9 protein-coding genes are annotated in these 9,273 nt (G+C 73.5%); 8 read left to right on the plus strand and 1 reads right to left on the minus strand.

The features are described from left to right. Window positions 1–5: 5 nt before the first annotated feature. From panC to ABZ793_RS13575, 6 genes are all read left to right on the plus strand, one after another. A complete protein-coding gene (gene panC / locus ABZ793_RS13550) occupies window positions 6–854 on the plus strand; it encodes a pantoate--beta-alanine ligase (RefSeq protein ID WP_350709408.1) in 849 nt (282 codons plus the stop codon). A 37-nt stretch (window positions 855–891) separates the two neighbouring features. Beyond that, window positions 892–1,314 (plus strand): aspartate 1-decarboxylase, encoded by a 423-nt coding sequence (gene panD, locus ABZ793_RS13555; RefSeq protein ID WP_357456567.1) that lies wholly within the window; start codon window positions 892–894, stop codon window positions 1,312–1,314. A 190-nt stretch (window positions 1,315–1,504) separates the two neighbouring features. After that, entirely contained in the window at window positions 1,505–2,398 is an 894-nt protein-coding gene (locus ABZ793_RS13560) for a septum formation family protein (RefSeq protein WP_357456569.1), read from the plus strand. 89 nt (window positions 2,399–2,487) lie between these two features. After that, window positions 2,488–4,182 (plus strand): L-aspartate oxidase, encoded by a 1,695-nt coding sequence (locus ABZ793_RS13565; RefSeq protein WP_357456571.1) that lies wholly within the window; start codon window positions 2,488–2,490, stop codon window positions 4,180–4,182. Then, on the plus strand, window positions 4,179–5,075 hold the full coding sequence (gene nadC / locus ABZ793_RS13570) for a carboxylating nicotinate-nucleotide diphosphorylase (RefSeq protein ID WP_357456573.1): 897 nt from the start codon (window positions 4,179–4,181) through the stop codon (window positions 5,073–5,075). Before ABZ793_RS13565 ends, nadC begins: the two co-directional genes overlap by 4 nt. Before the next feature lie 32 nt (window positions 5,076–5,107). Continuing rightward, window positions 5,108–5,866: a type III pantothenate kinase gene (locus tag ABZ793_RS13575; RefSeq protein WP_350709398.1), complete on the plus strand. Its 759-nt coding sequence runs from the start codon at window positions 5,108–5,110 to the stop codon at window positions 5,864–5,866. Between the two features lie 53 nt (window positions 5,867–5,919). Here the strand turns inward: ABZ793_RS13575 and ABZ793_RS13580 are convergent, their stop codons facing one another. Further along, complete coding sequence (locus ABZ793_RS13580; protein WP_357456575.1) at window positions 5,920–6,660, minus strand: class I SAM-dependent methyltransferase; 741 nt, start codon at window positions 6,658–6,660, stop codon at window positions 5,920–5,922. Window positions 6,661–6,751: 91 nt separating this feature from the next. Between ABZ793_RS13580 and lysS the strand changes: the two genes are divergently transcribed. After that, window positions 6,752–8,260: a lysine--tRNA ligase gene (lysS, locus tag ABZ793_RS13585; protein ID WP_357456577.1), complete on the plus strand. Its 1,509-nt coding sequence runs from the start codon at window positions 6,752–6,754 to the stop codon at window positions 8,258–8,260. A 110-nt stretch (window positions 8,261–8,370) separates the two neighbouring features. After that, on the plus strand, window positions 8,371–8,721 hold the full coding sequence (locus ABZ793_RS13590) for an Lsr2 family protein (protein WP_357456579.1): 351 nt from the start codon (window positions 8,371–8,373) through the stop codon (window positions 8,719–8,721). Window positions 8,722–9,273: the final 552 nt, after the last annotated feature.

The raw sequence follows: 9,273 nt of genomic DNA on the forward strand, positions 1-9,273 counted from the left end.
ACCGCGTGACGGAGTTGGTGCACACCCGCGCCGAGCTGGCCGCGGCGCGGGACGGGCTCAAGGGCACCGTCGGCGTCGTGATGACCATGGGCGCCCTGCACTCCGGGCACGAGACGCTGCTGCGGGCGGCCCGGGAGCGGGCCGACCACGTGCTCGTCACGATCTTCGTCAACCCGCTCCAGTTCGGGCCGAACGAGGACTTCGACCGTTACCCGCGCACCCTCGACGCCGACCTGGAGATCTGCCGACGGGCGGGTGCCGACGTGGTGTTCGCCCCGTCGGTGGCGGACATGTACCCGGACGGCCAGCCCCGCGTCCGGGTCGACCCGGGTCCGCTCGGCGAGGACCTGGAGGGGCAGAGCCGCCCCGGGTTCTTCCACGGGGTGCTGACGGTGGTGCTGAAGCTGCTCCAGCTCACCCGCCCCGACCTGGCCTTCTTCGGCGAGAAGGACTACCAGCAGCTCACCCTGGTGCGGCGGATGGCCCGGGACCTCGACGTGCCGGTCGAGGTGGTCGGCGTGCCCACCGTGCGGGAGCCCGACGGGCTCGCCCTGTCCAGTCGCAACCGCTACCTCTCCCCGGCCGAGCGGGAGACCGCGTTGAGCCTGTCGGCGGCGCTGCGGGCCGGTGCCGAGGCCGCCGACGCGGGCGGTGACGCGGGGGCCGTGCTCGCCGCCGCGCACGCCGCCTTCGGCGCCGGTACGCCCGGCGCGCGGCTCGACTACCTGGTGCTCACCGACCCGGACCTGGAGCCGGGGCCGGTGTCCGGTCCGGCACGGCTGCTCGTCGCCGCCTGGGTCGGCGGCACCCGGCTGATCGACAACGCGGCGATCCGGCTCGCCCCCCGTTCCTGAACCCGACCCCCACCACGTTTCCGCGAAAGGCACCCAGATGCTGCGCACCATGCTCAAGTCGAAGATCCACCGGGCCACGGTGACCCAGGCCGACCTGCACTACGTCGGCTCGGTGACCGTCGACGAGGACCTGCTCGACGCCGCCGACCTGATCCCCGGCGAGCAGGTGGCGATCGTGGACATCACCAACGGGGCCCGGTTGGAGACGTACGTGATCCCGGGCGAACGGGGCAGCGGCGTGATCGGCATCAACGGTGCTGCCGCCCACCTGGTGCACCCGGGTGACCTGGTCATCCTCATCTCGTACGGGCAGATGGACGACGCCGAGTCCCGGGCGTACCGGCCGAGGGTCGTGCACGTCGACGCCGACAACCGGATCGTCGAGCTGAACACCGACCCCACCACCGCCGCCCCCGGCACCGCCGGCGCTCCCGTCCCCAACCCCTACGCCGCCGTCTGACCCCGCCTCCAGCGATCTTGCACCCTCGACCCGGCGCTTGTCGTTATAAGTCCCATCTGTCCGGTGGCGTAACCGCAAGATCGCGGCGTGCGGTTGTGTGGATGGGGCGCGAACGCGGTCTGTCGCCGAGAGGTGGCGGTGGGTAGTCTGGGTGCCCGTCGAAGAGACGCGGTGGCTGGGGGAGGCCGCGATGCGCCGTTCGATGACCACCCTGCTCGCCGCCGTGAGCGCGGCAGTCCTCCTGGTCGGCTGCGCCGGCTCCGCCGGGCTGGACGGTGACCTGGCCGACGACTGGGCGGCCCTGCCCGCGCCCGGCCCGTTCACCCCGGCCGCCGGCGTCTGCCAGGCCGCCGACTTCACCGACGTGGTGACCCTGGCGGCGTACGCGCCGCTGGACTGCACCGCGCCGCACCGGGTCGAGACCGTGCACGTGGGCGCCTTCCCGGCCGAGCGGGCCACCCCGCCGCCGGGCGGCTCGGCCGAGCTGCGGGGCGCGTTCGCCGACTGCGACGCGCGCGCCACCGGGCACGTCGGCGACGACTGGCGGGCCGGGCGGCTCCGGCTGGCCGTGGCCCTGCCGTCCGGGCCCGGCTGGGCGGCCGGCTCCCGCTGGTACCGGTGCGACCTGACCGAGGTGAGCACCGTCGAGGCCGCCGCCACGGTGGTCACCCGCTCCGGCAGCCTGCGGGACGCGCTGCGCGGGCCGTCGCCGCTGCGGCTCGGCTGCCAGCAGACCCGGGCCGGCGGCGGGGCGGTGCGGACGCTGCTCCCCGTCGACTGCGCCACCCGGCACGACGCCGAGTTCGTCGGGGTGTGGCGGGCGCCGGACCGCCCGTACCCGACCCGGCCCGCCGACTGGGCCCCGCTCTACGCCGGCTGCCGCTCCGTGCTGGGCCGCTACGTGGGGGTGCCCGACGACGCGGACCTGCGCTTCCGCAGCGGGGTGGTGGTGCGACCGCCGGGGGCGGGGCGCTGGCGCGTCGGCGACCGCGGCGTCCGCTGCTACCTGTGGCTCGACGACCGTACGGTGACCGGCTCCCTGAGGGGCGCGGGCCCGGCCGCCCTGCCGGTCCGGACGAGGTAGGCACCCACCCGGCCACCGGACGCGATGGTCCAAACCACTCGTCCCGCCCCCGCCGCCCCCCGCGAGGGCCGTTCGGGTTGACTGTGGGCATGGACCTTCCGACCGTGGACCTGCCGGCGCTGCCCCGACTGCTGGCCGCCCCCGCGCCCGGCTGGGTGGAGACCACCGACGTGATCGTGGTCGGCTCCGGGGTGGCGGGGCTCACCGCCGCGCTGCACCTGCGGGAGGCGGGCCTGCACGTCACCGTGGTCACGAAGGTCAACATCGACGAGGGTTCGACCCGCTGGGCGCAGGGCGGCATCGCCGCGGTGCTCGACCCACACGACACCCCGGCCGCGCACGCCTCCGACACGGAGATCGCCGGCGTCGGGCTCTGCGACCCGGCGGCGGTGCGGGTACTGGTCGAGGAGGGCCCGACCCGGCTGCGCGAGCTGATGCGGATCGGGGCGGAGTTCGACCGCAACCCGGACGGCTCGCTGATGCTCACCCGCGAGGGCGGGCACCGGGCGGACCGGATCGTGCACGCCGGCGGCGACGCCACCGGGGCCGAGGTCCAGCGGGCCCTGCACGCCGCCGTCCGCCGCGACCCGTGGATCCGGCTGGTCGAGCACGCCCTGGTGCTGGACCTGCTGCGCGCGCCCGGCGACGGCCCGGGCGGGCTCGGCGCGGCCTGCGGCATCACCCTGCACGTGCTCGGCGAGGGCAGCGAGGACGGGGTGGGCGCCATCCTGGCCCGGGCGGTCGTCCTGGCCACCGGCGGGATGGGCCAGATCTACGCGGCCACCACCAACCCGGCCGTCTCGACCGGGGACGGGGTGGCGCTGGCGATGCGCGCCGGCGCGGCGGTCACCGACGTGGAGTTCGTCCAGTTCCACCCGACCGCGCTGATCACCCCGGCCGGCGCGGGCGTGCCGGGCGCCGGGCACGCCCAGCAGCCGCTCGTCTCCGAGGCGCTGCGCGGCGAGGGCGCCCACCTGGTCGACGGCGACGGCAAACGGTTCATGGTCGGGCAGCACGAGCTGGCCGAGCTGGCGCCCCGGGACGTGGTGGCCAAGGGCATCCACCGGGTGCTGCTGGCCACCGGCGCGGACCACGTCTTCCTCGACGCCCGACACCTGGGCGGCGACTTCCTGGCCCGGCGCTTCCCGACCATCGTCGCGTCCTGCCTGGCCATCGGGGTCGACCCCGCGGTCGACCTGATCCCGGTGGCCCCGGCCGCCCACTACGCCTCCGGCGGCGTCCGCACCGACCTGCGCGGCCGTACCTCCATCCCCGGCCTGTACGCCTGCGGCGAGGTCGCCTGCACGGGCGTGCACGGCGCGAACCGGCTGGCCAGCAACTCCCTGCTGGAGGGGCTGGTGTTCTCCCGGCGGATCGCCGAGGACGTCGCCGTCGGGCTGCCGGAGCAGGCCCAGCCGGCGTCGACCGGCGCCTGGGTCGGCGGCGAGGGCTGGGTGGTGCCGGCCGAGGCGACGCCGACCCTGCAACGGGCGATGACCCGGGGCGCGGGCGTGCTCCGCTCGGCGCAGACCCTCGCGGGGACCGCCGACGCGCTGACCGGGCTCGGCGAGGGCCGGGGCCGGCCGCGGACGGCCGACTGGGAGGCGACGAACCTGATCACCGTGGCGTCGGCGCTGGTCGCCGCCGCGTACGCCCGCCGGGAGACCCGGGGCTGCCACTGGCGGGAGGATTTCCCGACGGCCGACGAGCGGTGGCACGGCCACCTCGTCGGCGCGGTCGGGGCGCAGGGCCGGTTGACGTCTCAGTGGGAGGAAGTCCGATGACGGAGTCGACGGAACGGGCGTTGCGGGACGCCGGCCTGGATCCGGTGCAGGTGCGGCGGGTGATCGAGAACGCGCTCGCGGAGGACCTGGGCCCCGACTTCCTGGACGTCACAAGCGTCGCCACCATCCCGGCCGGGCAGACCGACACCGCCGACCTGGTGGCCCGCGCCGACGGGGTGGTCGCCGGGCTGGCCGTGGCGGCGGCCGTCTTCGAGCTGGTCGGCGAGGCGACCGGCGCGGGCCGTACGGTCGAGGTGTCGGTGGTGGCCCACGACGGCGCGCGGGTGGCGCGCGGCGACGTGCTGGCCACGGTGACCGGCCCGACCCGGCTGCTGCTCACCGCCGAGCGGACGGCGCTCAACCTGCTCTGCCGGATGTCCGGCGTGGCCACCCACACCCGGGCCTGGGCGGACGCCCTGGCCGGCACGAAGGCGATGGTGCTCGACACCCGCAAGACCACCCCGGGCCTGCGCGCCCTGGAGAAGTACGCGGTCCGCGCCGGCGGCGGCACGAACAAGCGGATGGGCCTGCACGACGTCGCTATGATCAAGGACAACCACAAGCTGGCGGCGGGCGGCATCACGGCGGCCTTCCGCCGGGTCCGGGAGACCTTCCCGGACGTGCCGGTGCAGGTCGAGGTGGACACGCTCGCCGAGGCGGTGGAGGCCGTCGAGGCCGGAGCGGAATTCCTGCTGCTGGACAACATGACCCCGGAGATGCTCACCGAGGTGGTTGCCGCCGTGGGGGACCGGGCGGAGCTGGAGGCGACCGGCGGGCTGACCCTCGACGTCGCGGCGCGGTACGCGGCGACCGGCGTCGACTTCCTGTCGGTCGGGGCGCTGACCCACTCCTCGCCGATTCTCGACATCGCCATGGACCTGCGCACCGAGTGAACCGGCGGCAGGCCGTTGTCTAGGCTGCGAGCGTGCTGCTCTGCATCGACATCGGAAACACCAACACCGTGCTGGCGACCTTCGACGGCGACAAGCTGGTGCACTCCTGGCGGATCAAGACCGATGCGCGGTCGACGGCGGACGAGCTGGGCCTGAAGTTCCGGGGCCTGCTCGCCGGGGACGCCGTCGAGATCACCGGGGTGGCGGCCTGCTCCACCGTGCCGGCCGCGCTGCGCTCGCTGCGCACCATGCTGTCCCGCTACTACGCCGACCTGCCGAGCGTGATCGTCGAGCCCGGGGTGCGCACCGGTGTGCAGCTCGCCATCGACAACCCGAAGGAGGTGGGCGCCGACCGGGTGGTGAACACCCTGGCCGCGTACACCCTCTACGGCGGGCCGTCGATCGTGGTGGACTTCGGCACCACCACCAACTTCGACGTGATCAGCGACCGGGGCGAGTTCCTCGGCGGCGCCTTCGCGCCGGGCATCGAGATCTCCTTCGACGCGCTCGCCGCCCGAGCCGCCCAGCTGCGCAAGGTGGAGGCCACCCGGCCCCGCTCGGTGATCGGCAAGAACACCGTCGAGTGCCTCCAGTCCGGCCTCTACTTCGGCTTCGCCGGCCAGGTCGACCGGATCGTCGAGCGGATGACCGAGGAGCTGGGCGAGGTGCGGGCCGTCATCGCCACCGGCGGGCTCGCCGGCCTGGTGATCAACGAGTGCCGCACGATCACCCACCACGAGCCGATGATCACCCTGATCGGCCTGCGGATGGTCTACGACCGCAACGTCTGACCCCGCCGGCCCCGGTCCCGGGCCGCCGCCGGGGCCGGGCGCCGCCGCCGGCCTCAGCGCCGCCGGGCGCGGCAGACGAGCGTGCGGTACGGCAGGTCGAAGCGTTCCCGCCCGGCCAGGTCGGGGTGGGTGTCCAGCAGGTCGCGCAGTTCCCGGTCGAGGTCCCGCCGCCGTTCCGGGTCGGCCGTCAGGTAGTACGAGCGGGTCCGGACCATCCCGACCAGCTCGTCCGGGGTGAGCGTGGTGCGGTGCGCGAAAACGGCCTGCTCGGCCGGCGCGAACGCCGGTCCGAAGTCGCCGACCCTGCTGGCCAGGTCGTCGGCGCTGCCGCCCATCCGGGCGATCTTCGTCAGCTCCGCCACCCAGCCGGTCCGCTCGTCCCGCAGGTTCCAGATCGGCGCGAGGACGCCACCGGGCCGGAGCAGCCGGGCGATCTCGGCGTGTGCCCGCTCCCGGTCGAACCAGTGGTACGCCTGCCCCGCCAGCACCGCGTCGGCCGCGCCGTCCGGCAGCGGCACCGACTCGGCGCTGCCCGCCACGGCCGTGGTGCCCGGGGTGACGGCGTCCAGGCGGGCCCGCATCCCGGGGTCCGGCTCGACGGGCACCACCCCGTGTCCGAGGGCGAGCACCCCGCGGGTGAGGATGCCGGTCCCGGCGCCCAGGTCGACGACGCGGGCGGGCGCGTCCAGCCCGTCGAGCGCCCAGCGCACCGCCTCCTCCGGATAGCGGGGCCGGAACCGGTCGTATTCGCTCGCCGCCGCACCGAACGACAGGGCCTGAGTGGGGTCGGTCATGGCGGGCAGGTTATCCCGTAACGCCTCCCTGGAGCCTTGAGTACGCTCGGGGCCTGACCCCGCCCGAAATCTCCTTCTGAGGAAGCGTGCCGTGACCGAGCAGACTCCCGTGCCAGTCGATCCCGCCGACGACCTTCCCGAGCAGCTGAAGGTCCGCCGGGAGAAGCGGGACCGGATGCTCGCCGAGGGCGTCGAGCCGTACCCGGTCGGATTCCCCCGGACCAGCACGCTGGCCGAGATCCGCGAGAAGTACGCCGAGTTGCCCACCGACACCGCCACCGGCGACCGCGCCTCGGTCACCGGCCGGGTGATCTTCGTACGCAACACCGGCAAGCTCTGCTTCGCCACCCTCAGGGACGGCGACGGCACCGAGTTGCAGGCGATGCTCTCGCTGGACCGGGTCGGCGCCGAGCGGCTGGACGACTGGAAGCGCCTCGTCGACCTCGGCGACCACGTCGGGGTGACCGGTGAGGTGATCACCAGCCGCCGGGGCGAGCTCTCCGTGTTGGCCGACGAGTGGGCGGTCACTGCGAAGGCGCTGCGCCCGCTGCCGGTGGCGCACAAGCCGCTGAGCGAGGAGGCGCGGGTCCGGCAGCGCTACGTCGACCTGATCGTCCGGCCGCAGGCGCGCCAGATGGTGCGCACCCGGGCCGCGACCGTCCGCAGCCTGCGCGACTCGCTGCACGACCGGGACTTCATCGAGGTGGAGACCCCGATGCTGCAGTTGCTGCACGGCGGCGCGGCGGCCCGGCCATTCGTGACCCACAGCAATGCGCTGAGCACCGATCTGTATCTGCGAATCGCGCCGGAACTGTTTCTCAAGCGGGCCGTCGTCGGCGGCGTCGACCGGGTCTTCGAGATCAACCGCAACTTCCGTAATGAGGGCATCGACTCCTCGCACTCCCCGGAGTTCGCGATGCTCGAGGCATACCAGGCGTACGGCGACTACGACACGATGGCGGAGCTGACCCGCAATCTCGTGCAGCGGGCGGCGATCGCGGTCGCCGGCTCGACCGTGGTGACCCACGCCGACGGCCGGGAGTTCGATCTGGGCGGCGAGTGGCGCTCGGTGACCCTCTTCGGGGTGCTTTCCGAGGCGCTCGGCGAGGAAGTCACGGTACGCACCGAGCACGCCCGCCTCGTCGAGTACGCCGACAAGGTCGGATTGGCGGTCGACCCGAAGTGGGGGCCGGGCAAGCTCGCCGAGGAACTGTTCGAGGAACTGGTCGTCCCCGGCCTCCAGGCACCCACCTTCGTCCGCGACTACCCGGAGGAGACCAGCCCGCTCACCCGGGCGCACCGCAGCGAGCCGGGGCTGGCCGAGAAGTGGGACCTCTACGTGCTCGGGTTCGAGCTGGGGACGGCGTACTCGGAGCTGGTGGACCCGGTGGTGCAGCGGGAGCGGCTGCTGGCCCAGGCGCAGCTCGCGGCCCGCGGCGACGACGAGGCGATGCGGCTGGACGAGGACTTCCTCCGGGCGATGGAGTACGGAATGCCGCCGGCCGGGGGTATGGGAATGGGAATCGATCGGCTCTTGATGGCGCTGACGGGCCTGGGAATTCGGGAAACCATCCTCTTCCCCCTGGTACGGCCGGAGTAGTCGCGTACTCGCACCGGGTCGTTACCGCATCCTATTGACGCGACAAGCGTCGCACGGGTTATTGTGCTCTCAAGTTTGCAGGAGCACCCTGCTCGAAAGGAATGTGGGACGTGGCCAAGCAGATCATTCATAAGCTGGTCGATGACCTGGACGGCGGGGACGCTGACGAGACCGTCAAGTTCGCGCTCGACGGCGTTCAGTACGAGATCGACCTGTCGAGCTCGAACGCCGAGAAATTGCGTGACGTATTCGCTCCCTACATCGCCAACGGCACCAAGGTGGGCCGGGGCGGTGTCGTCGTGGGCGGCCGGGCCGCGCGCGGCCGGGGCGGCGCCACCGCCGACCGGGAGCAGAACAAGGCGATCCGGGCCTGGGCCAAGAAGGCCGGCAAGGACATCTCCGACCGGGGCCGGATCCCGCAGGAGATCGTCGACGAGTACCACTCCAAGGCCGGTCACTGACCCGACCGCCGACGGGCGACAGACGCCGGGCCGGAGCACCTCTCCGGGCCGGCGTCGCCGTATCCGCCCACGGTGCGCCCGGACCGGGAAGAATCCCGCCCCGACGGAGGTTGTCCACAGCCGGTGGAGAATTTATCCACAGCCTGTGGACGACTCCCGGGCGGCCCGGTTCGGGGCCGCGTCAGCGCCGGCACCGGCCAGCGGACGCGGCCCGGGCGGTGGCCGAATTTCGCTCTGCGCGTACAGGCGGGGGTCGCGGAACACCCCCTGAGCGCGGACGGTTGAGTAAAACGACGCGTACGCGGCCTCCGGCGGGGACACACGACCTCAGCGGAGTCGGTCTGCGGCGATAGAGTAAGTAGGCACGGACGCCCGTCCCGGACGTCCGCGCACCGGCCCCGCCACGACTTCTTGACCATCAAGATCGAGTGCGCACGGCACGTGAGGAGCACGAGGGCATGTTCGAGCGGTTCACCGACCGAGCGCGACGGGTTGTCGTCCTGGCCCAGGAAGAGGCCCGGATGCTCAACCACAACTACATCGGTACGGAGC

It is taken from the genome of Micromonospora sp. NPDC047465 (assembly GCF_040643125.1).
Lineage (GTDB): Bacteria > Actinomycetota > Actinomycetes > Mycobacteriales > Micromonosporaceae > Micromonospora.